Annotated in this window: 24 protein-coding genes; 1 reads left to right on the top strand and 23 read right to left on the bottom strand. The window is 42.6% G+C overall.

Annotation, left to right across the window (positions count from 1 at the left end):
• Nucleotides 1-110: 110 nt before the first annotated feature.
• The 3 genes from M028_RS0119475 to M028_RS0119465 form a co-directional block, all read right to left on the bottom strand.
• Entirely contained in the window at nt 111-1628 is a 1518-nt protein-coding gene (locus M028_RS0119475) for a helix-turn-helix domain-containing protein (RefSeq protein ID WP_026575371.1), read from the bottom strand.
• Nucleotides 1629-1730: 102 nt separating this feature from the next.
• The gene (gene dcuS / locus M028_RS0119470) at nt 1731-3347 is read right to left on the bottom strand and encodes a DcuS/MalK family sensor histidine kinase (protein ID WP_269320947.1); all 1617 of its coding nucleotides are present in this window, start codon (nt 3345-3347) and stop codon (nt 1731-1733) included.
• Between the two features lie 31 nt (nt 3348-3378).
• Nucleotides 3379-4056, bottom strand: coding sequence for a response regulator (locus tag M028_RS0119465; protein WP_269320946.1), 678 nt, complete (start codon nt 4054-4056; stop codon nt 3379-3381).
• Nucleotides 4057-4271: 215 nt separating this feature from the next.
• Between M028_RS0119465 and M028_RS0119460 the strand changes: the two genes are divergently transcribed.
• Nucleotides 4272-5531 carry a dicarboxylate/amino acid:cation symporter gene (locus M028_RS0119460; protein ID WP_026575368.1) on the top strand — a complete coding sequence of 420 codons (1260 nt, stop codon included), beginning with the start codon at nt 4272-4274 and terminating at the stop codon, nt 5529-5531.
• 517 nt (nt 5532-6048) lie between these two features.
• On the opposite strand, the gene gucD is transcribed toward M028_RS0119460, so the two are convergent.
• The 20 genes from gucD to M028_RS0119360 all read right to left on the bottom strand — a co-directional run bounded on the left by gucD (nt 6049) and on the right by M028_RS0119360 (nt 25280).
• Nucleotides 6049-7515, bottom strand: coding sequence for an alpha-ketoglutaric semialdehyde dehydrogenase GucD (gucD, locus tag M028_RS0119455; RefSeq protein ID WP_026575367.1), 1467 nt, complete (start codon nt 7513-7515; stop codon nt 6049-6051).
• 26 nt (nt 7516-7541) lie between these two features.
• The gene (locus tag M028_RS0119450; RefSeq protein ID WP_026575366.1) at nt 7542-8525 is read right to left on the bottom strand and encodes an NAD(P)-binding domain-containing protein; all 984 of its coding nucleotides are present in this window, start codon (nt 8523-8525) and stop codon (nt 7542-7544) included.
• Nucleotides 8526-8559: 34 nt separating this feature from the next.
• On the bottom strand, nt 8560-9564 hold the full coding sequence (locus tag M028_RS0119445) for a proline racemase family protein (protein ID WP_026575365.1): 1005 nt from the start codon (nt 9562-9564) through the stop codon (nt 8560-8562).
• Nucleotides 9565-9577: 13 nt separating this feature from the next.
• A complete protein-coding gene (locus M028_RS0119440; protein WP_026575364.1) occupies nt 9578-10600 on the bottom strand; it encodes a proline racemase family protein in 1023 nt (340 codons plus the stop codon).
• A 19-nt stretch (nt 10601-10619) separates the two neighbouring features.
• Nucleotides 10620-11807 (bottom strand): NAD(P)/FAD-dependent oxidoreductase, encoded by a 1188-nt coding sequence (locus tag M028_RS0119435; protein WP_026575363.1) that lies wholly within the window; start codon nt 11805-11807, stop codon nt 10620-10622.
• A gap of 145 nt (nt 11808-11952) precedes the next feature.
• Nucleotides 11953-13191, bottom strand: coding sequence for an NAD(P)/FAD-dependent oxidoreductase (locus tag M028_RS0119430; protein WP_026575362.1), 1239 nt, complete (start codon nt 13189-13191; stop codon nt 11953-11955).
• Nucleotides 13188-13529, bottom strand: a complete 342-nt coding sequence (locus tag M028_RS0119425) for a (2Fe-2S)-binding protein (RefSeq protein ID WP_026575361.1) — start codon at nt 13527-13529, stop codon at nt 13188-13190. The genes M028_RS0119430 and M028_RS0119425 overlap by 4 nt, the downstream gene beginning before the upstream one ends.
• Complete coding sequence (locus tag M028_RS0119420) at nt 13516-13797, bottom strand: (2Fe-2S)-binding protein (RefSeq protein WP_026575360.1); 282 nt, start codon at nt 13795-13797, stop codon at nt 13516-13518. The genes M028_RS0119425 and M028_RS0119420 overlap by 14 nt, the downstream gene beginning before the upstream one ends.
• A gap of 62 nt (nt 13798-13859) precedes the next feature.
• Complete coding sequence (locus tag M028_RS0119415) at nt 13860-14741, bottom strand: dihydrodipicolinate synthase family protein (RefSeq protein ID WP_026575359.1); 882 nt, start codon at nt 14739-14741, stop codon at nt 13860-13862.
• Nucleotides 14742-14780: 39 nt separating this feature from the next.
• Complete coding sequence (locus M028_RS0119410; RefSeq protein WP_026575358.1) at nt 14781-15497, bottom strand: ABC transporter ATP-binding protein; 717 nt, start codon at nt 15495-15497, stop codon at nt 14781-14783.
• Nucleotides 15494-16264 carry an ABC transporter ATP-binding protein gene (locus tag M028_RS0119405; RefSeq protein ID WP_026575357.1) on the bottom strand — a complete coding sequence of 257 codons (771 nt, stop codon included), beginning with the start codon at nt 16262-16264 and terminating at the stop codon, nt 15494-15496. The genes M028_RS0119410 and M028_RS0119405 overlap by 4 nt, the downstream gene beginning before the upstream one ends.
• Entirely contained in the window at nt 16251-17234 is a 984-nt protein-coding gene (locus tag M028_RS30450; RefSeq protein ID WP_051591104.1) for a branched-chain amino acid ABC transporter permease, read from the bottom strand. Before M028_RS30450 ends, M028_RS0119405 begins: the two co-directional genes overlap by 14 nt.
• Nucleotides 17235-17237: 3 nt before the next feature.
• Complete coding sequence (locus tag M028_RS0119395; protein ID WP_026575356.1) at nt 17238-18134, bottom strand: branched-chain amino acid ABC transporter permease; 897 nt, start codon at nt 18132-18134, stop codon at nt 17238-17240.
• Between the two features lie 119 nt (nt 18135-18253).
• A complete protein-coding gene (locus M028_RS0119390; RefSeq protein ID WP_026575355.1) occupies nt 18254-19408 on the bottom strand; it encodes a branched-chain amino acid ABC transporter substrate-binding protein in 1155 nt (384 codons plus the stop codon).
• Between the two features lie 52 nt (nt 19409-19460).
• On the bottom strand, nt 19461-20759 hold the full coding sequence (locus M028_RS30445) for an aconitase X (RefSeq protein WP_051591103.1): 1299 nt from the start codon (nt 20757-20759) through the stop codon (nt 19461-19463).
• A 136-nt stretch (nt 20760-20895) separates the two neighbouring features.
• The gene (locus tag M028_RS30440) at nt 20896-21327 is read right to left on the bottom strand and encodes an aconitase X swivel domain-containing protein (RefSeq protein WP_035424206.1); all 432 of its coding nucleotides are present in this window, start codon (nt 21325-21327) and stop codon (nt 20896-20898) included.
• An 83-nt stretch (nt 21328-21410) separates the two neighbouring features.
• Nucleotides 21411-22172 carry a FadR/GntR family transcriptional regulator gene (locus tag M028_RS31555; RefSeq protein ID WP_051591102.1) on the bottom strand — a complete coding sequence of 254 codons (762 nt, stop codon included), beginning with the start codon at nt 22170-22172 and terminating at the stop codon, nt 21411-21413.
• 328 nt (nt 22173-22500) lie between these two features.
• Nucleotides 22501-23526, bottom strand: a complete 1026-nt coding sequence (locus M028_RS0119375) for an ATP-grasp domain-containing protein (RefSeq protein ID WP_026575354.1) — start codon at nt 23524-23526, stop codon at nt 22501-22503.
• Nucleotides 23527-23800: 274 nt separating this feature from the next.
• Nucleotides 23801-24244 (bottom strand): OsmC family protein, encoded by a 444-nt coding sequence (locus M028_RS30430; RefSeq protein WP_051591100.1) that lies wholly within the window; start codon nt 24242-24244, stop codon nt 23801-23803.
• 97 nt (nt 24245-24341) lie between these two features.
• A complete protein-coding gene (locus M028_RS0119360; protein WP_051591099.1) occupies nt 24342-25280 on the bottom strand; it encodes a carbohydrate kinase family protein in 939 nt (312 codons plus the stop codon).
• Nucleotides 25281-25306: the final 26 nt, after the last annotated feature.

Here is a 25306-nt window from a genome sequence, read left to right as displayed (position 1 = left end):
TGGCTTACACTTATAAAATTTTTAGAAACATATAAAATATATAGATTTCCCCATTTGAAAAAGGCCGCTATCAGCTGCGGCCTTTAATCCCTTTTCGATTTGGTTAAAAACTAGTTTTCAGGTTGCTCCCGTCCGCTATTCAAATTTTCTGCTTTATTCAGGCGGAATTCTCTAGGTGACATACCGGTTGTTTCTTTGAAGATCCGACTAAAATAATTAGTATTTTGATAGCCGACGTGGTAGGAAATTTCTTTAATTGCCTTCCTTGTCTCGATAAGCAGCCGTTTTGCTTCCTTCATCCGTATGCCTGCGAGGACTTCGGTAAAGCCTTTTCCGGTTTTTGAGATAAGGAGATGGCTGAAATAAGACGGGTTGCGGTCGACATAATGCGCCACATCTTCTAGCCTCAAATTCGTGTCGGAAAAATTGGCTTCCATATAGGAGATTCCCCGTTCGATTGGATCTTGTTTGAAGTTTCGTGAACTGGCTTCAGCTCCAATAAAGATCTTTTGAATAAAAAGAATTAGGTTCTGGACTGTTCGATATAAAACCGTATCATATAAAATCGAATTAAAAATATATCGGTACTCGCGCTCATATAGCGACTGGTCATCTAGATTAAAGGTCTGCATATATCTCCTGATTTGGGCGAGAATACTTGTCAACCTAATTCTGACCAGACCGGGATCTGGATAAGGATTTTGCAGCTGGAGAAATTCATCATACAGCCATTTTTTTATTTTTTCCAAATCAAAATTGGAAAGCATATCAATCCAGGTCCGCTGATCGGGCGGAGTTAAAAACGGATCCATATGCACCCAGTCCGGAGAGTATTCGAATTCAACTACCTGTTTATATCCTTGATAATAAGTGAATTCAAGCATTTTCTGGGTTTGAAGATATTTTTGGTTTAGCGTCACAGCAGGATTTTTCCCTGTATAAACCACAATCGCAAGCGGTTCAGAAAATTCCTCATCCCATCTTCTCATCGCTTTTTGGCATTGTTCCGTTATATTTGGGCATGATTCCTGAAACAATAAGACAACCAATTCACTCAGTGCGAAGACACCATGTAGGTCTTTAAAGGGAAATTCGGACAAAAAGGAACTCAATGTGCCAATGGTCTCTGCATTTTCCGTTTTAAATGCCGCTATATGATAATCTTCAACAAGGGATGGCTGTGAGATAAACAGGGCTTCATAGGATAGATCTTTGTATGAATTGGGATGGTTGGCTCCATTTACATTTTTTTTTCTCCCGATGCTTCGTGATGCCTTTTGAAAGGCGGAATTTACCTTTGTGGTCGAAAAGGGCTTAATCATAAGGTCTAACGCCTGCATATCTATCGCCAGTCGTGCCTTTTCAAAGGTTGCCTCTGCACTGGTTAAGACCAAAGTTGGATCGTAAATTTGGATCAACTCTCGAAAGGAGGACCAATCCTCCCTTCCGATCATATCCAGCTCCATCACCACAACATCCGGAATTTCCTGCTCAAATATCATAACAAACTCCTGGTAACTAGAAGCTAAAAGAATATTCGTAACCGGAATCGAAGACGTCCTCAACCACCACTTCAACCCCTCCCGCTCATTCAAATCCCGATCCGCAATCAACCAATTCCCCTCCACCTGTGGGCCCCCTTTCAATACGGTACTGTAATACGGTGATATAATAAGGTGACAGGCACCGCCCGTGGACTTTCACCCCAATTCGTCCGTCTCCAGTGGACACTATTTTTTGTCATGATACGGTAAGGAGACGATAAAGGTGGTGCCTTTACCTTCTGTTGAAATGATTTCAATCGTTCCATTTAGGGCTTCGATGCTTTGCTTGACTAAATACAATCCGATACCTCTATTATGCCCTTTAGTGGAGAAGCCTTTTATAAAAAGATCATTCACCTGCTCATCTCTAATTCCTTTTCCAGTATCGTGAACCTCAAATACAAGCTGACCCTCGTAGTAATCAAACCGAAGGGTAACCGTTTTAATCAAAGAATCTTCCACTGCATCCAACGCATTGTCAATCAGGTTTCCTAGAATTGTTACCAATTCATGTGTTGTCTCCTGTCGACGTGGTTCAGGTAAAGTCCCCTCTCCATCAATGGTCAATTCACAGCCATTTTCCCTGGCATAGCTTAACTTACCTAAAAGAAATCCGGCCAATACCGGGTCCTTAAACCTGCTGACCACAAAGTTCACTTCGGTCTGTTGATGATCAACAAGATCGGTTATATAAGAAGAAACCATTTCATAATTTTTCATATGAATTAAACCGGAAATCACGTGTAATTTATTCATAAATTCATGCGACTGAGTACGTAATGCTTCCGCATAAAGCTTAACCCCGGTTAATTGTTCCGCCAACTGCTTGATTTCAGTTTTTTCACGAAAAGTTGCAATGGCACCGACAATTTTTCCTTTCACAATGATCGGAACCCGGTTCGTTATTATCGTCACACCGCCAATGTCCTGCTCCTGATCATAATGATGCTCCCCAGATTTCAAAACAGAGGTCAGCCTTGAATTAGGCAAATACCCGTCAATTTTTCTTCCAAGCGGTGGATCCTGAATTCCCGCTTTTTCAAAAAGCCGAATGGCTTCATTGTTGACTAACGTAATTCTGCCTCTCTGGTCAACAGCAAGCATCCCTTCTCTCGTTGACTGGAGCATCATACTTCGTTCCTCAAGTATTTTGGCGATTTCATTTGGTTCAAGTCCAAATAATATTCTTTTGATTTTTCTTGCAAGAAAAAGGGCCCCGATGATTCCCACCAATATTCCGAAAAACGTCCCCAAAATGATAATATTCCGGCTTTGTGCAACCGCTTGATTGACTTTTTCCAAAGAAATCCCGACTGCAACAGCCCCAACCTGCTTGTGGCCTTCATCGTAGACGGGAATAAACGAACGTAATGAAACTCCCAATGTCCCCCTAGCTATCGAAACATGTTCTTTTCCTTTCAATACGGCCTTTTCATCGCCACCGACAAAATGCTGGCCAATTTTGTCTTTATTCGGATGGGATTTTCGGATTCCATTCATATCCATCACAACCACAAACTCAACCTGTGAAGATTGTCTTATTTGACTGGCAAATGCCTGGATTTCCTTTTCATCCGCTTTTCCAGTAAGTCCATCAATCACAAGTGGAGTCTGGGCGACGATTTTCGCAATTTGAGTTGCTTTGTTTGCTTGAGTTTTTTCCGTTTCACTCGATATCCTGTAGGTGATTAATAAATCGGTTACGAGAAATGCTAATACCACTACAACACAAACCATTAACGTAATGACTGCTTGCAGGCGGAGCTTTGGCTTTCCAAGTCGATTATATACAAGCCCTTCCACGATGTTCTCTCCTTCTCAAGCCTTAGTTATTTTAAATTCCATACCGGTTTACCGGTCTACCTACTCCTCCATAGTGAACATGAATTTTCACTTTCCCCTCTTTTTCTAAAAAATCGAGGTACCTACGTGCTGTTACCCGGGCAATTCCAATCCCTTCAGCTACTTCTTCAGCAGAAACAGGTGTTTTTTGGAGTGAAAGGTAGCTTGTAATTTTGATTAACGTATTCGGATTTAACCCTTTCGGCAGATTCTCCATTTCCTGTTCTTCTCGATTTTTTAAAAATAACAGCTGATCTAACTCATCCTGTCCCAGGGCATCTTTTTCCTTTAACTTCATGCGATATCCTTTATAGTTTTCTAGAGATATTTTAATTCTCTCAAACGTAAAGGGTTTCATAATATAGTCAACGGCCCCCTGCTGAAGGACGCGGTGAACGGTTTCAATATCATTCGCGGCCGTTATCGCAATCACATCGACCAATAAATCTTCTGACCGTAATTCTCTCACCATTTCCAAGCCATTTAGATGGGGCATGTAAATATCGATTATGGCCAAGTCTGGTTTTGATTCTTTTATTAATGCAAGTCCCTCAAGCCCGTTTGTAGCAGTCCCGATGATTGTAAATCCTTCAATTCTCTCAATAAACTGGCGGTGAACTTCTCGAACCATTGGATCATCTTCTACTAAAATTACCTTAAATGGAAACAACACAGTTCCCCCTGTTTTTTAAATTTAATCTATTACTATCATCACCTATTGTATCAATATAGTAAATTGAATAAACACTATTTCCAAGAATTTTTAGATAACAAAAGGACCAATAAGACCAATATGACCAAAATATAATCTTTTCTGAATTTTCTCTTATCATGTAGATAGATGGGATGAAAGCGATAACAAAATTTAAAAAGGGGTGTAAGAGGATGAAGATTAATTTTAAAAATTTAACGGTTCAAGTTTTGACAGGTATTCTTATCGGAATTATTGTTGGGTTCTTGTTTCCGAAATTCGGGGCAGAATTAAAGGTTTTAGCGGATATTTTTATTAAACTAATTAAAATGGTTATCGCTCCAATTGTCTTTTTTACGATTGTCATTGGAATTGGAAATATGGGAGATTTGAAAAAGGTTGGCCGAATTGGTGGTAAAGCCCTCCTCTATTTTGAAATTATTTCGACTATCGCATTAGGAATTGGTTTATTGCTTGTCAATATCCTTAAGCCTGGTTCCGGTTTTGATACACATGGTGCAAAAGCTAGTGATGTTGCACAATTTACAGAGCAAGCCAAAGAAAGCAGTCATGGATTTGTCGAGTTTATTTTAGGAATTATTCCAGATAATTTTGTTGCCGCTATGGCAAATGGCCAACTCTTGCCAATCCTGTTCTTCTCTGTTCTTTTTGGGATAGCGCTTGCATCGTTTGGCGAAAAAGGCAAGCGAGTTGTTACGTTGTTTGAAGATTTAACTGAAATCTTCTTTAAAATTGTTAATATTGTCATGAAGTTTTCACCGGTTGCAGCATTTGGGGCAATGGCATATACGATTGGTAATTTTGGTCTTGGCTCATTAGTTTCGCTTGGTAAATTAATGGGAAGCGTGTACTTGACGATGTTTATCTTTATCGTCTTTGTTTTAGGAGCTGTTGCAAAGTTTTACGGCTTTAATATTTTAAAATTCATCGCTTATATTAAAGAAGAAATTTTATTGGTATTAGGTACTTCTTCTTCTGAATCTGCATTACCAAGAATGATGGAACGTCTTGAAAAATATGGCTGTTCCAAGTCTGTTGTAGGTCTTGTTGTTCCAACTGGATATTCATTTAACTTAGACGGTACTGCTATCTACCTTTCAATGGCAGCTATCTTTATCGCACAAGCTTATCATGTAGATATTACGATCTGGCATCAAATCACTTTACTGGGAATTTTAATGCTGACTTCAAAAGGGGCAGCAGGTGTAACTGGTTCAGGTTTCATTACCCTAGCCGCTACCCTATCAGCGTTTCCGGTTATACCGGTTGAAGGAATTGCCCTTCTACTAGGTGTCGACCGCTTCATGTCCGAAGCACGTGCCATCACCAACCTAATCGGAAACGGTGTAGCAACAGTCGTCGTATCCAAAATGGAAAAGGAATTCCACCCGCTAGGTGAAAAAGAAGAAGCTGATGTAACTATCAGCGCATAAAAAAGGGGGCGGAGCTTGGAAACCAAGCTCCGCTCTCTTTTTGTAACAAAATTTAATTAGCTTCATACTATAAGGGATATTACAATATGAAAGAGGTGCAGCAATTGACTCAAAATATTACAACAGGACCACATCCTGGACAACCTGGAGCATGTATGGCACAATACAACCATCATATCCATAGTCACTCACACCATCATCATTCCAATCCTCAATCCTATCCTCACAACCATTTCATGCCAAATACTCAGCAACACAATCCTGCCTATGGTTATTATGGGACTCCTTCATGGAGACCACCTGGAACTTCATATCCTACTTTCTACTAAACTTTTAACGGGCTGTTTTTAGACAAGCTATCTTGTATAGCAAAACAAACCAAGGTTGTGAAATGACGAAATAGTCAACTCATAACCTTGGTTTTATTTTTGTTTATACATGATTTACCGTCCACCCACAACGGACAAAACTGCCGATTTGTCCACGGGCGGTGCCTGTCACCTTTTTTGCCATCTTTTTATCCTTTTACGAACACAGTTTTGATGGCGGTGAAGAATTCTTTGGCGGCTTCGCCTTGTTCGCGTGAGCCGGAGGAGGAGGATTTCATTCCGCCGAATGGGGCTTGAAGTTCGACGCCGGCACTTTCGGCATTGATCCTCACCAAGCCCGCTTCCATATCATCAATAAACGTTAGCATTTTGCCAATATTGGTGGTAAAGATGGATGCACTTAATCCGTATTCTGAATCATTGGCGATTTCAATCGCTTTTTCCAGAGAATCTACTTTGATTAACGCTAGCACTGGCCCAAAAATCTCTTCCTGCGCAATCGCCATATCCGTGGTAACACCCTCAAAAATGGATGGATTGATATAAAAACCATCCTTCAACCCCGGATCAACAGGCTGATCACCCCCGCAAAGCAAGACGGCGCCTTCCTTCTTTGCCACTTTAATATAATACTTAACGGTATTTAACTGGCTCTCACTCGCACAAGGTCCCATCCAGGTACCTTCAGAAAGACCGTCCCCAACCTTAATACCGCGAACCTTCTCCAATAACAATTCCTTAAACACATCATACACCTTTTCGTGTACAATCACCCGGCTCGTGCAGGTGCATTTTTGGCCGGTTGATTTCAGCCCCCCACTAATAACAGCGTCCACTGCTTTCTCCAAATCGGCATCCTCTGCGACAATCACCGGGTTCTTCCCGCCCATTTCAAGCTGGAATTTCGCACCGCGGGCAACGGCCCCTTGGCCAACTCTTTTCCCAGTTGCTGAAGATCCTGTAAACGTAATTCCATTGATATCAGAATGTTCAATGAGTCCATTTCCAATCATTGAGCCTGAGCCCGTCACGAAATTTAATACACCCTTTGGCAGCCCCGCTTTCTCAAAACACTCCACCATTTTTGCCGCTGTTACCGCAGCTTCTGATGCCGGTTTAAAAACAACTGTGTTCCCGTATATCAAGGCAGGTGCAATCTTCCAAATCGGTATCGCCACAGGGAAATTCCAAGGTGTAATCACCCCAACCACCCCTAATGGAGCCCTGGTAGTAAACATTAACGCACCGCTATCAGATGATGGGATAACATCTCCGGATTTGCGCATCCCTTCCCCTGCATAATAGCGCAAGATTGCTACACCACGAGCGGTTTCCCCTTTTGCTTCCAGCAGGGTTTTTCCCATTTCCCGTGTCATCGTCTCGGCGATGTCATCTAGGTTTGCCTCCAAAATGTCGGCTACTTTAAACAAAAAATTCCCCCTTGAAGGACCACCTAGCTTCCACCAGGATTTTTTTGCTACTTTTGCTGCGTTAACAGCCGCTTTTAAATCGGTAAGTGTTGATTTTTGCACCTTTCCGACCACTTCAAAGCGGTTCGCCGGACTGATACTTTTAATCACCTCGCCTGATTCACTTTCCACCCATTCCCCATTAATATAATTAAAATATGTTTTTGTAAAAACCTCGGTTTGCATACCCAAAAACACCACCTATTAAAATATTAAAGTTTTACTTTTTGACCGATCCCCAGTTCCAAAGCTTTATCATAAATCGTCTTAGCGACGACCACATCCATCGCTGCTAAACCTACTGATTTAAAAACGGTAATTTCTTCATTCGATTCTCTTCCAGTTCTCATACCATTAATGATTTCGCCCAATTCTCCATAAAGATCATCTGCTTGAAAAAGTCCGGCTTCAATTGGATTAATTAAATCACCACATTCCTCCAATGCAGCTTCCTTGGCTTCGACTACCACTTTTGCAGCACTTGTAATAATTTCAGTTGGTATTTCCTGCATACTTGGCTTAAAGGATCCCACCCCGTTAATATGTACACCGAGCGCAACACTCTCAGCGGAAAAAACCGGCCTTTCGGAAGTAGTCGCCGTTACAATAATATCAGCAGCCCTTACTGCCTCATCTGCTTCGTCCGCAATAACAATCTCCGGACACTGCTCCTGGTAGCGAGCCTTTAATTCCTCTGCCAATACAGATGCTTTTGACTTTGTTCGATTATATAAACGAATTTCCCTAATTGAAGGCCGAACATGTAAAATCGCTTCAATCAATCCTCTTGCCTGGCTCCCGGTACCAATCACCCCCAGCACCAACGCATCCTCTTTAGCAAGATACTTCGTTGCCAGACCGGAAGCAGCACCAGTTCTCAAAACCGTTAAGGAAGAAGATTCCATTAAAGCTAACGGCTCCCCGGTTTCTACATCGGATAAAACCATGACACCGTAAATGGTTTTGTCTTTATTTTTTGGAAAAACGGAGACGAATTTAACCCCTAGACCACCTCCGGATTCCACTAAAGATGGCATGAACAAGGCCGTTCCCTCTGTTTGAGAAGTGCTAATTGCCGTGCGAACCGGTGTAACTGTTCTTCCCTCTGAATATTCAACAAGTGCCACCTCTACAGCTTTCATCACATCTTCCATGGTAACCGCTTTTTTTATTTCTTCTTCACTTATAACTAACATCCTCTACCTCCATTTCTTCCAATTCAAACAGCCTCTATCCTATTAAAAAACCACCACTTAATGGGTCTGTTGGATCAACAACAAACTGGTGCATGCCGGTAATAAAGGCGTTACCCGTAATTTTCGGAATGACTGCTGAATATGGACCGAATTCAGTTTCTTCAATTATTTCCGCGACAAATTGACTGTTTACAATACTTTCATGGACAAATTGCTGTCCTTTTTGAAGCAGGCTTTTTTGCTTCAAAAGCGCTACACGTGCACCCGTCCCGCTTCCACATGGGGAACGGTCAATCTGTCCATCGGCAAAAATCGTTACATTGCGTGAATCGGAATTTTCAAGCGTGGGTTCATCTGTAAAAATAACACCGTAGATTCCGTTTATATCCTTTTCAAATGGGTGAACAACCTCAATGGACGATTCAATTTTACGCTTAATCTCCATACCAATTTTTTGTAATGCTGCGAGATGGTCAATATCTACCTTCTGGCCAAATTCATTGGCATCGACAATGGCATAAAATGCACCACCATAAGCAATATCAACCAAAATATTTTTTCCATCTACCACTACAGGGTAGTTTTCCATAAAAACAAAGGATGGAACATTTTCAAAGGATACGGACTTTACTTTTGTTCCCTCACACTGGGCATAGGCTGTCAGCTTCCCGGCGGGGCTGTCGATTACCACACGTGTTTCCTCACCCGTTGCCTCAACCAGTCCGCTTTCAATGGCGTATGTTACAGCAGCAATCGTTCCATGTCCGCACATCGTACTAAGCCCTTCATTATGCATAAATAGAATACCGAAATTGGAATCCTCCCGTTCCGGCGGAGTGATTACGCAGCCATACATCCCGTGATGGCCCCTTGGTTCAAACATCAACACCCGACGAACCTCATCGTAATAATTTTTAAAAAAAGCACGTTTTTCCAAAATAGTATCCCCTTTTAAAAAGGGAACACCTGATGTAATGATTCGAAATGGCTCGCCGCCCGTGTGCATATCAACGGTTGAAAAATGCTTCGTAAACTTCACCGATCTCTCCCCCTTAATGATCCTCCGCTGCAGGAATTAATAAAAACCCCTCATTTAATTCGTCTTCTTCGTTATAAAGGAATGTATGGAAACCCATCACCCATGCCGAGCCGGTTATTTCTGGAATGACTGCCGGATAACCCTGCACTTCACTTTTTTCCAAAATTCGTGCCTTAAATAATGAACCGACGATGCTTTCATGAACAAATTCTTCACCTACGGCCAAATCTCCTTTATTGAACAGTACAGCTAATTTTGCTGAAGTCCCCGTTCCGCATGGAGAGCGGTCAATTCCACCCGGAGGGACGACAACCGTATTTTTCAAATCGGCATCCGGATGAACCGGATCGGTATAAAATTCAATATGGGTCAAGCCACGGATAAACGGAAAAACAGGATGAACAATTTCATTCTGCTGATTAATTGTTTTCCGAATCCTAATTGCTTTTTCTATAATCTCAGAAGCATTTGAAGGGGTAAGTTCCAAATTTAGCTTCCTTGCGTCCAAAATCCCGTAAAAATTGCCGCCGTAGGCAATATCACAGTCGATTTCACCAAAACCTTCTACTTCAACCTTTAGTGATTTATACAAAAAAGAATCTATATTTCGGAATGTTACCTGCTTTGCCTTGCCATTTTCTACTAGGATCTCTGTTTTGACCAACCCTGCCGGAGTGTCCAATGTAATATAAGTGACCGGCTCAGCAGCCTCCACCATTCCCGATTCAATTAACGCGGTACAAACGCCAATCGTGTCATGTCCGCACATCGGTAGATAGCCGCCAGTTTCGATAAAAATAACACCGATGTCCGCATCAGGATGACATGGGTCAGTTAGTAATGCACCCGACATAACCCCATGTCCCCGTGGTTCATTCATTAAAAATTTACGAATCCAGTCATATTCATTTTTCATTTGCAGCATTTTTTCTGACATGGTGTTGCCAGTCAGCTTTGGAACACCGCTCGTTACCGTGCGTGTTGGGTTCCCGCCGGTATGTGTGTCAATCGTCGTAAACATTTTTTTCGCCGATATCATCTATGCCACCTCGTTTCTAATGTTTAAGGGTGAATGAAGGCGTAAACCGATCATGACGTAGCGGTTCAACAGGAATAATCGTTTTTTCACGCCCTTCTATCATTTCGGAAATCAACTTGCCCGTTACTGCTGCAAGACTAATACCGTCCCCTTCATGACCCGCCGCAATATAGTAACCGGGAACTTCCTCGACATGAGAAATCACTGGTAAATGATCCGGAGTCCATGGGCGTAGTCCTGCATAGGCCCGGATAAAATTCATTTCCTTCAATTTGGGATAAAATCGAACGGCCCTCCGTGCAATGCAATGGACGACATCCATATCAACTTTCGTGTCAAAACCAACAAATTGCCGGCTGCTTCCGATTAAAAAGTTTTGACTGACAGTTGGTTCGAATACCAAAGCTACCCCGTATTTTTCGGTTTCAGCATCGACCTTCCTCTCCCCGCCGAATTTGGACAGCAGGTAACCAAATTCCATTACTTTTCTGAGTCCAATTGGGAGATTACGAGAAGCTACAATGATATGGCCCTTACGCGGCTGGATGGGAAGTTCTACCCCAACCATTTCAGCCAGTATTGGTGCCCAAATCCCACCGGCATTGACGACTTTTTTAGCAGTGAAATCGCCATTTGATGTTGAAACATGAAAAATATCATCCGCCAACACTTTATTTACGCCCCTAACCTCGGTATTTTTTACGATCCTAGCACCGAATTTTTGCGCACCTTCAAATAATGCATAGGTTAGTAGATACGGATTTACGGTTGAGTCGGAGGGACATTCCAATCCGCCTAAGAGATCGTCGGCAAAGTAGACTGAATCCTGTCTGATATCCTCCCGGTCAAGCAGACGCATGGGCACTCCGGTTTTATTTTGGCGATCCACCCATTTTTCGGCGGCCATCATTTCTTCTTCCGTTTCACAGACAAGAATGCTTCCCGGTGCACGGTATTCAAACTTCGATGGCAGCTCCCCGCTTAATTCATGGACTAATTTTTGACTATGTAGGGACATTTCCGAATCAAATCCCGGGTCTTTGTCAATGGCTAAAATATTTCCGTCACAACGGGAGGAGGTACCGCTGGCTAATTCATATTTTTCAATCACCGTCACTTCGAATCCTAGTTTCGAAGTATAGTAGGCAATCGCGGCCCCAATAACTCCGCCCCCGATAATTACAACCTCTGAATGTATTTTCATGGTTATCCCTCTTTTGAAAAACTTTTTATATTTATCTGCGCAAAAACGACTTTTATCTGCGATACTTCGGGTTTTATCTGCGTACCTAGACCATTTATCTGCGTAAATACAGTTTATATCTGCGATGCGTCCTTTTTGAGAGAAATTACCCCTTTTTCACGTATAACTGATTCCCCGTTTCAGCCTCCCAAACCTTAAAAGCCATTTCCATCTGCTCTCTGCCTTTCTCAATACCGGGATGAAATTGAATGACAGCCTTTTGCCTGGTTGCCTCAACCTTCTCGAGGGCTGCCCTTAGCGGCTCTTCGAATAAGCGAGTCCCTAGTATCTCCTCCGCAATCGAAAAACCGGCTACCTCACCCTGGGCCATAGCTACCTTTGCACTTTCAATACCGGTAATGTTACCGGCAACATATAGCCCTTTTAGACCCGTTTTCATTTTTTCACTATGAACGGGAACATGCCCACCGAGCTCTTCCACATAACGGAAAGAACATCCGGCCAAAGCTGCTAATTCCACAAGTGGATACAGGCCGCCAGCAATACAAACAAAATCCGCTTCAATTAATCGTTCAGTGCCTTCAACTGGATTTCCATCCAAATCAATATCCACAACTCGAACTCCTTCGACCTGCTCCGACCCAACTATATCTACCACAGCCTGCCGTAGCTTGACTGGAATTCCCCAGACACGAAAACCACTTTTAGGATAAAACTTCAACCCTAGCCGTTTCATCGACGGCGATTTCATCATTCCGCTTCCAAAACGAAGAAATTTAGAGGGGGCAAGATGGGCAACACGCAATAGCGAATCCAGGACTTTCCCTGGGTCACCAGCATCTTCAGTAATCAGACTTTTCAGCGGAAGCATCATTGACTCAATTTCAACCCCAGCTAATTCCAACTCACGGGCAATTGCAGTAGATAAAATATTGACCCCGACAATGACTCCACGCTGGCCCGGCCGTACCCGATGGACATTCGTCATCACCTGGGCCGCACCGATGGACATTACCCCCGGCAAAGTCCAACCGGCAATCGGCAGTGCCGTTTCTGCCGCACCCGTCGCGAGCAGCAATGCTTTAGCACTGATTGTTTCCTTTGTGGTGTATACTTTCCATTCGTCCCCAGACCGTTTAAGGTTATAAACCGAAACACCCATTTCAAATTCCACACCCAAATCACGAGCTTCCGAAATCAGACGTTCAGCTGTTTCGATTCCATTCCACCAGGTGCCATCCGGTTCTTCGTGCAATTGACCGAGCAGCCTGCCGCCAGGTCGTACGAATTCATCGACCACCTTCACTTTTACTCCAGCACGTGCACAGACAATCGCTGCCGAAATACCTGCTGGACCCGCTCCAACAATAAGAACATCCCTCACAAGGCATCGCCCTCTTTCTTAAAAGGAGTAGGCAGCTTTTCTCCCGAATGGACATTCATCCCATTTCGAATTGGGGTTAAACAAGCCCGAACACCTACCCTACCATCCACTTGAACTCGACATTCATAACAATGTCCGATATTACAATAGATACCGCGCGGCGTACCCGTCTCCTCCTGGCATCGTAATGTTCGAACACCGCTGGCCAGAAGCGCCGCTGCAATCGTTTCTCCCTCCAATCCGCTAAATACCTGATCGTTAAACGTAAAATTAACAAGACCTTTAATCTTTAATTCTCCTAAAATAGGATGATGGACCACCCGTTTATTCTTTTCCATTTGAATCATTCCCGATCATAAAAAATTCGATTGGACGGACAGGCGGCTGAAACCTTAGCGGAATATCGTTCGGCCGTTCTTTCCCCGTTTGTTTTTCAACAATTCGTTCAATCAGGTTACGGCAGGTCCGCCCGCCGCAATACCCCATTCCGGCCCTTGTCCGGAGTTTTAGTTCCCTGGAGGAACACCCGTGAATTTGAACAGTTTCTATTAGATCCTCCAAATATACCTCTTCACAGCGGCAGACCACCGTTTTCGGTTTCTCCAAAAAAAACACCAGCTTTCCAATGAATATAGGGGGACAAATTACCTCCCCCTTAAATCCTCAAATTAATTCACCTTCACACTGACCGCTTGCTCGAACGCTTCTTTAATTTTTTGAAGCTCACTCTCAGGCAGCGGCATTCTCGGCGGACGAGTTGGTCCCACCGGTCTGCCGGCAAGTTCCATCGAATATTTAATCGCCTGAACAAGCTGCGGTTTTGCATCATAATGATACAGAGGCAGTGAAGGACGATAGAGTTCCAGAGCTTCTTTTACCCTGCCCTGCGAAGCCAATTCAAATATTCGTACCCCTTCTCTCGGAAAAACATTTGGGAATCCGGCAATCCAGCCAGTTGCCCCGGCAATCGGACCTTCCATTGCTAAATCGTCAACACCAATCATTACTTCTAAGTCAGTTTTAGCTAAAATATCATGTACACGGCGGATATCTCCCGAAAATTCTTTTACGGCAACCACATTTTCAATCGCCGATAATTTTTTTAGTAAATCCGGTGTTAAATCAACTTTGTAATCATGCGGATTGTTGTAGGCAATAATTGGAATACCCACTTCCGATAATGCCTCATAATGAGCAAAAATTTCCGCTTCAGTCGGATTATAGTTAATCGGCGGCAGTGCCATAATTCCGGCCGCACCAGCAGCTTTTGCATGGCGAGCCCAGCCTGCTGCCTGATCAGTAGACGGCGCACCCGTGCCGACAACAACTGGCACTCTGCCATTTGCCGCAGCAATGACGGTTTCAATAACCTTTGCCCTCTCCTCAGGAGTTAGCGATGCATATTCTCCAACCGATCCTGCTGGAATAATTCCGTGCACTCCTTCCTTAATCAGCCAATCTACATGCTCCTCCAACTTCTTATAATCAACCTGATATTCCTCTGTAAATGGTGTAATAATCGCAACATAAACTCCTGAAAACTTTGCCATTTCCACATTCTCCTCTCAAACTCGAAAAAAATTTTTATTTTATGCTAAATAAGCATTAACCACTTTACGATCTTCTTGCAGTTCCGCAGCAGACCCCTCCATCGTCACCGAGCCTGTTTCCAACACATAACCCCTTGTCGCTAGCTTCAAAGCTGCTCGCGCATTCTGTTCAACCAGCAAAATCGTTGTCCCCTGGTTATTGATATTGCGGATAATCTTCATAATTTCTTTGACAATAATCGGCGCAAGTCCCATTGACGGTTCATCGAGCATCAAGAGCTTCGGCTCCACCATCAATCCTCGGCCAATCGCCAGCATTTGCTGTTCCCCGCCGGACAACGTGCCGGCCTTTTGTTTCGCCCGCTCCTTCAGACGGGGGAACAGCTCAAAAATATTTTCCACATTATCCTTTATATGTCCTTTTATCTTTCTTTGGGTAAAGCCACCCAGTTCAAGGTTTTCAAGAACGGTCATAGTGCCGAAAATCCGTCTGCCCTCCGGAACATGGACAATTCCCAGTTCAACAATTTCATGAGGACGTAATTTCGTGATTTCCTTCCCTAAAAAAGTAATTGAACCATTTTGGGTTTTTACGAGACCGGAAATGGTTTTCAGCAGGGTGCTTTTTCCGGCACCATTACTGCCAAGCATCGTCACAATTTCTCCCGGATAGATGGCGGCACTCACCCGTTCTAGTGCCTGAATTTTTCCATAATAAGAGTCTACATTCTTTAATTCTAAGACGGGAGTGCTCATTCATCGTCCTCCTTTCCTAAATAGGCTTCAATCACTAGTTGATTTTGGAAGACTTCTTCCGGGCTGCCATCGGCAATTTTTTTCCCATAATCCAAAACCGTTACATTGTCAGCTAATTTACTAACAAGGCCAATATCATGTTCGATGATAAAAATCGTCAGGTCATATTCCTTATGAATTCGTTTAATCAACAGAATCAGTTCTTCCCGTTCACCTTTATTCAGCCCTGCAGCGGGTTCATCAAGCAATAACAACTTCGGCTGAGAGGCAAGGGCTCTGGCAATTTCCACCTTCCGTTGCAGCCCATATGGCAGGTTTTTCGCTTGGCGGTTTGCATAATCACTAACGCCGACAAATTCCATTGCTGATTCCGCTACGGTTTTAATTAATTCTTCTTCTCTTCTTTGCGCAGGTGTACGAAAAATAGCTCCAAGATAGCCCTGTCTTGTTTTGCTGTGCATCCCGCTCATTACATTTTCAAGCACCGTCAACGACGGAAAAAGGCGGATATTTTGAAAGGTTCGAGCCATGCCCAATTCGGTGATTTTACTCGGCTTTTTCCGGACAATATTATTACCATCAAAAATGATATTTCCTTTGCTAGGTTTGTAGAACCCTGTAATGATGTTGAACATCGAGGTTTTTCCAGCCCCGTTCGGTCCAACAAGCCCGATAATTTTACCTTTTTCAATCGTGAAACTGACATTATCAACCGCCTTCAGGCCACCGAACTGTAAGGTTACATTTTCGATACTAACCAGCGACATGGTGATCCGCCTCCGTTTCTTTTCCTGCTGAAACCGATGCCCTTTCCTTTGCGGACGGCCAGATTCCTTCCGGACGGAAAATCATCATGACCACGAGGAGTCCGCCAAAGATTAGCAGGCGCCAGTCGGAAAAATCACGCATCACTTCCGGAAGGAGTATGACAAATACTGCACCCAATACCACTCCCGGAATTCTGCCTATCCCCCCCAGAACTACAGCTAATAAAATCATCGCTGATTGGTTAAAGCTAAAACTCTGCGGAGAAATCGCCGTCATTTTTACCGCAAAAATTGATCCGCCGAAGCCGCCGACTATCGCTCCAAAAATATAGGCTAATAGTTTTGTCCTCCAACGGTTAATTCCCATTGCTTCCGCTGCATCTTCGTCCTCGCGAATATATTTCCAGGCTCTGCCTAATCGTGAATCTCCTAGTCTCCTGACAATAAAGATCATTAAAATGACAGATACAAATGCCAGATAATAAACCCCTGTTAGACCTGTTAATTGGAAAGAACCAATCGTAGGCTTTGGAATCCCGTAAATTCCGGATGCACCGCCGGTAAAATGAAGATTGATGGCAGAAATCCGGACGATTTCGCCAAACCCCAATGTGACAATCGCCAGATAATCACTTCTAAGACGAAGTGTAGGTGCCCCGATAATCACGCCTGCAATTGCAGACAGAATAACGGAAGCAATAATCGCAATCCAAAAGGATAAATGGTATTGTGTCATTAAAATTCCCGTTGTGTAAGCGCCCACTGCAAAAAAGGCCGAAAACCCTAAATCAAGCAGGCCGCAAAAACCAACGACAATGTTTAAACCTAATGCAAGAATGATATAGATCAATGCCATCAACGCAACATCAATCCAATAGTTGTCTGAAATCAAGGGCAGGAATGCCATCACAAGAACGAGTACACCAAGGGCTGCTACTTTCAAATAGTTATTTTGAACCGCTTTGTCCATAAGCTACACCCTTTCCACTTCATTCTCACCAAGAATTCCCGTTGGTTTAAAGACAAGTAACAGAATCAAGATTCCAAAGGCAAAAACATCCTTCCAGGCGCTTCCTACATAAACGGTTCCGATGGTTTCAACAATTCCTAGCAGCAATCCGCCAAGCATCGCTCCTTTGACACTGCCGATTCCGCCGATTACTGCTGCTGTGAAGGCTTTTAAACCAATGATAAACCCCATGAGGAAATTGATTTGTCCATAATAAACCCCGTCCATCACCCCTGCTGCGGCAGCAAGTGAGGAACCGATAAAGAACGTCATCGCAATGACGCGGTGAACGGCAATCCCCATTAAGGACGTAGCCGTCGAATCAATAGCAATCGATCGCATTGCTTTTCCGTACAATGTTTTGTGAATAAAAATATGTAATGCAACCATCATGAAAATAGAGAAGATAATAATGCCCAATTGCATGTAGGATAGATTTGCTCCGAGGATATGAAACCCTTTATTTGATAGATGAATAGGATAGACGCGAAAACTAGCTCCGTAGGTAAGCATGATTCCATTTTGTAAAAACAATGAGACCCCGACGGCTGTAATTAAAACGGCTAGACGTGAAGATGCATTAAATAGAGGTCGATAGGCAATTCTTTCAACAACTACACCAAATAATCCGATCACAACCATCGAAATCAATAGGGCTAACCCTAAACCTAGTAAACTTGGCATTCCAGTCAAAAAAGATAGCACGGTGAAGCCGACAAAAGAACCTACCATAAATATATCGCCATGAGCAAAGTTCAATAGCCTGATGACACCGAACACCATCGTATAACCTAAGGCAATTAGGCTATAAAAACAGCCAATGATGATCGCATTTATACATTGTTGTATAAATATATCCATCTAGATCCCCCTTTCACGGGGTGTCCCGGAATAATATGGGACACCCCTAAATCTGATTTTAAACCGTTGGACATCGATAACTATCTAGCCCCCATCCTGTACGAGCGCTATCTGCTTTTCTATTGTGCCAATGTCATTTGGCCATTTTTAACAATCAATACAACAAAGTTAGATGTGGCAGTCTCTCCATTTTCCTTAAACTTCAATGGACCGCTGAACGTTTCAAAGCCATTTGTTTCGTTCAGCGCCTTGATGATTTTATCCTTGTCTGTTGAACCTGCGCGTTTGATTGCATCCGCCATGACTTTCATCCCATCATAAGAAATCGCGGAGTATGGTCCTGGATCTGCACCAAATTTTTCTTTATATTTTGGAATCCAATCCTTTGCACTTTCTTGGAACTGCGGTGTTGGAGTGGTCGTTACAAATAGCCCTTCTGCATTTTCCGGACCAGCGATTTTAATAATCGTTGGATCGTTCGAACCATCACCTACACCAAAGGCACCGGAAACGCCGGCTTGCTTAAATTGTTTTGCCAAAAGTCCGCCGACATTATAGTAACCAGTCCAGTATGTTGCATCTGGTTTAAGTTCCTTCAGTTTGGTCATGAGCGAGTTAAAATCTTTTTCCTCTGGGTTGACCGCGTCAAATGCGATGACCTTTGCACCCATTCCTTTTACTTCATCTCTTGTTCTTTCGGCTAGGTCAACTGCATACGCGGAATTATCATTGATTATCGCGATTTTTTTAGCGCCTAATTTGTTTACCATATATTCAGCAGCAGATTTAGCCTGAGCAGGCGCGGTACTATTTAATAGAAAAATATCTTTGAAGCCTTGCTCAGGAATTTTCGCAGAGTTTGCAGCTGTTAAAATCCAAGGGATATTTGCTTGGTTCATAACACCTGATGCGGGCAGAACGGCACCGGAGCAGTAACCGCCGACAACTGCTACGACATCCTTTGATACAAGTTTGTTTGCACCGGCTGTTGCAATTTGCGGGTCACAGCCTTCATCCTCTTTAACAAGTTTGATTTTCTTCCCGTTGATACCACCGGCAGCATTGATTTCATCTGCAGCCATTTGAATCGCATTATTCATGTCCTCACCCATTTTTGCACTCGAACCGGTGATTGGGGTTAGCGTTCCAATCAATATTTCGCCGCCTTTGTCCTTGCCATCAGAGGAATCTGATCCTCCCGTTTTCGAGGAACAGGCGGTAATCATCATCATGACGATTACTAGTAATCCTAACCGAGAAAGCCATTTACTCATTCAAAATATCCCCTTTCTTTTAACAAAATTGAATTGGAAACGGTTTCATTAGCTAATAGAGCCACTTTGGTCGGCTAATGATCGGTCTGCCCGCGATTGCAGATTGTACGCAATCTTTTATGCTACTAAAATAAATCTTGCGATTAACAAGGCCAGGAGCATAGTGCGCATATTTTGCCGAGTTGGTCATTAATGTTTGACATTTATCCGGAATCACTGGGGTGTTAATCATACATAAACAGGTATCGGTCAAAAATTTTATTCCGAAGTTTTCAATTCTAGCGGCTACACCATTGTTGAGAGCCTGTTCATAAACGTATTGGGAGGTCGTGATGATGAATTCTGACTGGACTTTTAATGGAGATATTTTTCCGATTATGGTCTGGGCTTGTTCTGCTTCCTGTTCAATTATTTCTGCCAAATGCTCACATTCCTCATTGGAAAAATGCGGACTACCTAGTGTGATCATATCAACCTTTGCTCCGGCTCCGGATGATAGCCTCTCCCACACTTCCTGTAGTTCTGCTTTTGACACTTTATGTATGGAAGCTGGAGGTTTATTGCCCATTGCATTTTCCACCGTTAGTGCTTCAGGTGTAATTCCGACAATATGAAACATTCCTACGGAACCGGCTGTTGCAGCGGCAGCTCCAAATGCCTTTAAATCATCTGCTGATGGGATGTGATTAAGACCGACAATCACAGGTACACCGCCATTTACCCTTTGGCCTACAAAATAACCAAACACTGGATAGAAGAAGGAGTCTATCTCTTGAATCTCCTCCACATCGATTAACATGGTAGCTTTTCTGTTTTCCTCAAGATGAAGACCTGTTAAGGGAACCCGGCCGGTGATGGCAGCGCAAATATCCATTAAGTCCCCATAGCGGTTAGTTTTTGCTCCAAGGACACTATTGGCATAAACGACGGCATTTGATTCTGCCCAGGCGATATCCATTCCTTTTTGCGGTTTTTCCGGCAACAGGTATGGGGCACAGGTAAAGGTTGGCTTGGCTCCCATCTGCAGATAGGCATCAGCAAGTCTTTGAGCGGAGTTTGCCCATTCCACCTCAACACCCTGTTCCTTCCAACGTTTTCGGTCAATGGAGATGGCATTCATTGTTGTCGGTACGGTAACCTTCCCGCCCAATTCGGCTAGCGTTTCAGCAAAATGAAGGCTCGCTGGGCCGGTATAAATACAGCCATCAATATGTGCACATTCAATATCAATAAGCTTTTTTGCCCCTTGAATTTCCGCCATTCGGACGATAACCCGCATGGCTAACTGCTTTGCTTTACCTTCATTTCCTTCAAGAATGTTTCGATCTTTTTTCGTCAATTCAATCTGCATCTTTGACACCTGCCAATTATAATCTGGGCTTATGTTTATCCTTTAACCACCCCCATTCAGAACATTTTGTGACCTTTTGAGTAGATAAGAGGCAATAACTGAAAGTTGGAATGCGAAATGCCTAGTTGGAGACGGTCTAGATTTGCAATTCTACCTTTCCAGCTTTATCGATAAAAGCATATTTTGCTTTTAACGCATCTTCAAAATCTTTAGGAGTTAAGACAATAATCGGGATGGATTTTTGCAAAAATTCATCAGCAACGATAGAGCCGAGCGAAATAATTTCGTCAAGCTGACATAGGAGAATGGCTGCGGGTGCGTGCTCAGAAAAGATCGCTTCGAGAAGGATCCCGCTCCCTGTGCAGGAACCTCTTCCTGTCGGTAAAACAAATACCTTACCAGTTACATTTTCCTTTGATAACGGATGATGTCGGTCAATAATTTCCCCGGTGGTTGGATTTAGTCCCCCCCAAAAGCTTAGGGGAACATTAGTGGCTAAAACCGGTCCTTCGGATTGTCCGTCTACCAAGACCTGGCCTTTTTTTATAAGGAGTTTACTAGAAGACATGTTTACAACCCCTTTGCTTATTGTTAAGGGTGTTGACTCGTAGATGTTTTATAAAAAACATGATGGTATGAAGGTGACTGCTATCATTTCAAATTCGTAAAACTTTGGTTCATTTTCGATGTAATATTTCCCTCGACGTGTTCTGCCATTTTTAATTTGGCCGAATTCGCATCACGGTTTTGAATGGCTTGTGCAATTTCCATTAACTCTATCGCTTGTTGTTCACGAAATTTTTGGTCGTTACCGCTTTCTAAACTTAATGCTGTCTTTCGTAGAACACTTTGAATTCCAAGCATTATGGCAATATGTATTTGGTTTTTTGAGGCATACGCGACAGCTTCATGCATCGCAGTGTCTAGGTCGATTAATTGCTCCCAAGGGGTATTGATATCTGTTGTCAGTTCTTTGAATTTTTTCGCAATGAGGATGATTTGGTCGGTCTCGAGATGAGTTGCTCTTTCTGCTGCCAAAAAGGCTGTTTTTCCTTCAAAATCGGTACGAAATTCGGCAAGTTCTGTAAAGGTTGCTCCGCGGAAGTGAAGTAAGGTTTCCAACGAACGGCCCAGCTGGTTGGGTTTAGGTTCTACTATACTAATGCCGCCGTTCACGCCTCTTTTGACTTCTACTACCTGTTCTGCCTCAAGTACCCTTATTGCTTCGCGAATGGTTGTCCGGCTTACTTCAAACATACTGGCCATTTCCCGTTCGCTCGGAAGCCGATCACCGGTTTTTAATTGGTTACTATAAATTGCATTATAGATTTGAGTGAGAACATCCTCAAAACCTCTAACTGGTTGAACCTTATTAAAAACACTAGCAAACTGGTTGTTTTCCTCTTCATTCACGCCAAAAATCCCTCCCTCCATAATGAATTTCGACCTAAATTAAAGATTGGAACGTCTAATGGTCAAACCTTTAACCACATTATATTATTATCCAAACACTAAAACTAGCGTGTTATTTTGTGAAGTTTTGACTAGTTTTGACGAAAACTGTACGGTACCAACAGTACGGTGCCTGTCACCCTTCGTGGACAAATCGACGAAAATGTCTTTTTGGAGTGGACACTTCCTAAACAGGCTTTGGTACTTTGTAAAGTGATAAGTAAACGCTTAGAACTGTGACCTCTATAAGTAAAAAACCTACCACGCAAATGAATGGTAGGTTTTCCTTTTATTCAATTATCATTTCTTTTTCAATATAACTAGCCCTAATCCCGAATCTAGGTTTTACAAGCTCGATTTCCTCACCTAACAGGATTTTGATGGCGAGGTATGGCATATTGATTCCAGAAAGACAACTATAATGCATCCCCCCGCTCATTCGCGGATTGATTTCCAGTAGTTTAGGGACATCGCCGTTATATTTCACCTGAATGTTAAACACATACGGCAATTGATACTCTCGATGAAAAGCATGAGCCATCTGAATAAGCTCAAAATGTTCAACAAGCTCACGGACTCTACCTGAACCTTTTAATCGTGGAATAGCTGCAATTAATTTTTCTTCCGTTGCCAAACAATCAATGCTATATTCCGGACCGTCTAAATACTCCAATGCCATTAAGTCGGGAAACGTCTCACTTTGGCCCAAAATTTCGCACGCATATTGAAAAGGAATCCGACGGCTCATTCCATGATTAAAGAGCTGATCAATGGTGTCATTTTCTTCTCGAATCACCCGAAAACCATTCGCGCCCTCACCGATTACTGGTTTAATACAAACAGTATGCCCTTTTTTCTGTAGCCGTTCATATGCATGTTTAAAAGAATCAACCGTATTCACCACAAAATAATCAGGAATAGAAACCAAGGTTTTACCATTTTTTGCACATTTTTTAATGGATTGGTAGGCTGTAGCTTTATTATCCATTGTCTCCATTAATTCAGCATCAGGGCAAACCAGAACCTTTACACCCAGTTCTTCAAATAAGGTAAGCTGTCTAGAAATTAATACATTTTCCTTTCGAGGAATAAAAATATCAATTTTATGCTTTTTACAAAACTCAAGACAAAACTGAATATATTCCTCACCGGAAACATCCGGTTCAATAAAAGCAAAATCACAATTCTGTAAATAAAGGGCATCCTTGTTGGGATGTGTTCCATAAATCATAAACTTCCGTTGATCCGGATTCTCACGAATCATATCGATATAGTGAGAAACTGTCGTAAACCAACGATTAAACCAAATATTCATCTGAAACCTCTTTCTGGTTGTTTTATAAAACTTTTCCATTATAGGCATTCAGAAATAAATATATACGTTAACCTATTTTTCAAGAAAAATAAACCCTCGCATAAAACAATACCAGGTCCAATTATTAGAAATAAAGGACGTAAACTATTTAACCAGTTTACGTCCATTTACATTTTCCAAGCTTTTCCAATACCTGCGACCACCGTTGTCCATCCCACATGGACAAATTTAGCCGTTTGTCCACGTCCGGTGCCTGTCACCTTATTTTGTCACCTTATTTAACGAGTACTTTCGGTTGGACTGTGAATTCGATGCTGCATCTTAGGGTGTTGGAGATGAAGCAGGCTTTTTCTGCGCGGACTGCTATTTCCTCTAATTTTTCGACTGTAACTTCGGCATTCGGGTTTATGTAAATAGTTGGTTTATGATTAATTTGCTTAAATTTCAGCTTTCCATCGATTTTATCAACAATGCCTTCCGAAACAACTTCGAAGCTGACACCCTCAATTTTGCGGTTGCTAATCATCGCTGCCAGTGTAATCATGTAGCAATTATTTGAAGCAGCAATCAAAAGCTCTTCTGGACTTGAGCCAAGCCCCGGACCATCAAATTCCTTTGGAACAGAAGCAGTTATATCCAACCCGGCTGCTTCAATATGTCCAGTACCATTCCGATCGCCATGCCATGAACCATTTACAAAAAAACGAGAAATCCCCATTGAAAATCCCCTCCTTAAAATTTCCTTCTCTATTATTATAATCTTAACCTACAATGGAAAGTAATTTTTTCACATTCGATATCAAGAAAACCTAGAACTATTTATATATTTGCACTTTCTCCTGAAGATTCGTAAGTGCAGTCAACGCACCTATTTCTGTTGTGGAAAGCGCCGCAATTTCGTTCGCGAATTGCGTATATTTTTCTAACTGAGACAGGTTTTCTGGTATCCCTGTTTCATGGAATCCAAACAATATTGCAGCCATGAACGCATCCCCAGCCCCAGTTGTATCAATTGCATTTACCTTTACGGCTGGCACAAAAATTCCGCTTCCACTCCTAATCGCACATGTTCCTTTACTTCCCCTAGTAACCAATAGAAACGGAATCTTCAGGCACGAGAGCTTCTCCAATCCAGCTTCTAAAGAACTAGTCTCAGTCAGAAACAACAATTCCTCCTCAGCCATTTTCACCAAATCGACTTCTTGCAATATAGAAAGAATTGTTTCCCGGCATTGCTCATCACTCTCCCAGCGCTTCAGACGGATATTGGTATCAAAAGCCCTTAATAAGCCGGACTCTTTTGCATACTTCAATGCCCGATCAGTGGTTCCTCTAGCCGTTTCATGAAAAAGTGTCCCGGAACCGAAATAAAAGATCTTAGCATTTTCAAATAAATCACGCTGTAATTCTGACTCCAGCAGCCATTCATCCGGAGTGGGATTGATATAGGAATGAAAAGTTCGCTCACCTTGCTCATTTAAATAAACATATACACGACAAATTTTCTTACTTGGCGTACGGACACAATATTCCGTTTGGATTTTTTCCCGCACCAATTCTTGCTCAACAAATAAACTAGACTCATCCACCCCTAATCTACATAAATAATAGGAGGGAATTCCTAGTCTTCTCGTACCAACAATCACATTTACCGTAGCACCGCCCAACAACTGAGTAAACTTGGTATTGCTGCGGTCCTTCGAAATATAATCGATAAACGCTTCACCAAACGAAATCACACCATGTTTTTTCAACGTGCTTGTCACAATCCTTTCAAACA

The sequence above is a fragment of the Bacillus sp. UNC438CL73TsuS30 genome (assembly GCF_000482325.1).
GTDB lineage: Bacteria > Bacillota > Bacilli > Bacillales > Cytobacillaceae > Neobacillus.
The sequence above is the reverse complement of the archived record's forward strand: the minus strand, read 5'-3'. Positions and strand labels throughout refer to the sequence as shown.

Excerpts from the sequence above, each read along its gene's own strand:
- M028_RS0119435 (WP_026575363.1), bottom strand. The coding sequence starts at position 11,807 with ATGAAAATACATTCAGAGGTTGTAATTATCGGGGGCGGAGTTATTGGG.
- M028_RS30450 (WP_051591104.1), bottom strand. The coding sequence starts at position 17,234 with ATGGACAAAGCGGTTCAAAATAACTATTTGAAAGTAGCAGCCCTTGGT.
- M028_RS0119415 (WP_026575359.1), bottom strand. The coding sequence starts at position 14,741 with ATGGCAAAGTTTTCAGGAGTTTATGTTGCGATTATTACACCATTTACA.
- M028_RS30440 (WP_035424206.1), bottom strand. The coding sequence starts at position 21,327 with ATGTCTTCTAGTAAACTCCTTATAAAAAAAGGCCAGGTCTTGGTAGAC.
- M028_RS0119395 (WP_026575356.1), bottom strand. The coding sequence starts at position 18,134 with ATGGATATATTTATACAACAATGTATAAATGCGATCATCATTGGCTGT.
- M028_RS30445 (WP_051591103.1), bottom strand. The coding sequence starts at position 20,759 with ATGCAGATTGAATTGACGAAAAAAGATCGAAACATTCTTGAAGGAAAT.
- gucD (WP_026575367.1), bottom strand. The coding sequence starts at position 7,515 with ATGCAAACCGAGGTTTTTACAAAAACATATTTTAATTATATTAATGGG.
- M028_RS0119410 (WP_026575358.1), bottom strand. The coding sequence starts at position 15,497 with ATGAGCACTCCCGTCTTAGAATTAAAGAATGTAGACTCTTATTATGGA.
- M028_RS0119390 (WP_026575355.1), bottom strand. The coding sequence starts at position 19,408 with ATGAGTAAATGGCTTTCTCGGTTAGGATTACTAGTAATCGTCATGATG.
- M028_RS0119450 (WP_026575366.1), bottom strand. The coding sequence starts at position 8,525 with ATGTTAGTTATAAGTGAAGAAGAAATAAAAAAAGCGGTTACCATGGAA.
- M028_RS0119375 (WP_026575354.1), bottom strand. The coding sequence starts at position 23,526 with ATGAATATTTGGTTTAATCGTTGGTTTACGACAGTTTCTCACTATATC.
- M028_RS30430 (WP_051591100.1), bottom strand. The coding sequence starts at position 24,244 with ATGGGGATTTCTCGTTTTTTTGTAAATGGTTCATGGCATGGCGATCGG.
- M028_RS0119460 (WP_026575368.1), top strand. The coding sequence starts at position 4,272 with ATGAAGATTAATTTTAAAAATTTAACGGTTCAAGTTTTGACAGGTATT.
- M028_RS0119405 (WP_026575357.1), bottom strand. The coding sequence starts at position 16,264 with ATGTCGCTGGTTAGTATCGAAAATGTAACCTTACAGTTCGGTGGCCTG.
- M028_RS0119425 (WP_026575361.1), bottom strand. The coding sequence starts at position 13,529 with ATGGAAAAGAATAAACGGGTGGTCCATCATCCTATTTTAGGAGAATTA.